Source organism: Bifidobacterium sp., assembly GCF_051876855.1.
In the GTDB taxonomy this organism is placed as follows: domain Bacteria; phylum Actinomycetota; class Actinomycetes; order Actinomycetales; family Bifidobacteriaceae; genus Bifidobacterium.
The window spans coordinates 1-1,520 of the sequence record NZ_JBJEIH010000072.1; the positions used below are offsets into that span (position 1 = coordinate 1).

At 61.6% G+C, this 1,520-nt stretch carries 1 protein-coding gene; it reads right to left on the reverse strand.

All coding sequences use genetic code 11. The features are described from left to right. On the reverse strand, window positions 1-1,520 hold a 1,520-nt coding region (locus tag ACI38B_RS04790), incomplete at both ends, for a Cna B-type domain-containing protein (protein WP_439729751.1).

The following is a 1,520-nucleotide window of genomic DNA, read 5'->3' on the forward strand; positions in this document are numbered from 1 at the left end:
GCCGCTGTTCCTGACGTTGCGTTGACGTGGTTGTCGTTCCTGGCGTCGGCGGAGTGGTCGTCGGCGGAGTCGACGGCGGGGTGGTTGGCGGTGTAGTCGGCGGGGTCACCGGCGGGGTAATCGGCGGCGTCACCGGAGGAATGACCGGTGGGACAGTGGATTTCAGATCACTGATCAGTACCACGCCGTCGGCCCCTGCGGTCGGCGCATCGATGGTCCCGTCATCCTTCACCTGGAAGTACACGTCGCCGGTCAGCTGATAACCCTTCGGCGCCTTGACCTCATGCAGCAGGTAGTCACCCGGAGCCAGGGACGCCTCGCGAGGCTTGTCGGCGTCGGTGACCCAAGTCAGGTCACTGCCGTCGGCGTCCTTGACGCTCTTGCCGTCCATCGTGGTGACGGCCAGCGTGGCGCCATCAAGACGAACGCTGTTGTCCAGCGCATCTGCCTTGTTCAGCTTCACCGTATGCCGTTCGATGGTGTTGGTGATGGTGAACCCGCCGTTTGCGTTATCCGTAATGTCGGGCTTGGCGTACCCTTCCACGCGGCCGAGTTCCTTCACGGTGTATTCGACCGGCTGACCGTCGATATTCACCGGCAACGCGGTCCAGGTGTGGACCCATCCGTCCTTCGCGGTGAGTCGGACCGAACGACCGACCTGCCGGCCGTTAGCGTACAGCTGCACGCGGATGGCGTCAGGCCTCAACTGGGCAGTATCGTCATCGTCGTTCCACACCTTGTTCACGGTGATGTCCGTGGTGTTCTGCGAGCGTGTATTCGTGATGGTGAACCCGCGCTTCGCATCGCCGCTGACGGAGGAAGTGTACCCGTCGACCGGCTTTTCAGCCATCGTGTAGACGATTGGCTTGCCGTTGCTGTCGTTCTTCGGCATGCCTTCGAAGGTCCACTTCCAGTTGCCGCTGGCGTCCGGGGTGATGGCTGTGGTCACCATCGGCGACCCGTTGCCGTACAGCACGACATCGATATGGTCGGGTCGCACGCCGTCGGCGTTGTCGTTGTCGTCCCAGACCTTCGTGCCGCTGATGGCGACCGTGTCCGGCTGGTGGATGTTGGTCACGTAAATCCGGACACCGTCCGACTGGGGCACACGACGCGTGCTCTCGTGGTAGTTGACGCTGTCGAAGGTGATTTCCTCGACCGTGTAGCGGATGGTCTTACCCTTGGCGTCAGTTTGCGTAAGGCCGGACCATGTGGTCGACCAGTTGTTCGCCGCGCTCAACGTGCGTACGCTGTCTGCGTCCGAAACCAGACCATTGCCTGTTGTTGCGGTCTTGCCGTTCGCTTTGAGCACCATCTTGACGCTCGCAGCACGCTTGCCATCGCGGTTATTGTCGTCGGACCACTGCTTGATTGCGGTCACTGCGGTCTTGGAAACCGCCGTATCCTGCATGCGCACGGTATCGTCGGACATCGGTTGCCCGTTGATGGTGATGACGCCGTTGTTCACGGTGAAATCAATAGGGTCGGCGGGCTCATAGCCTTCCGGCGCCTTGGTTTCA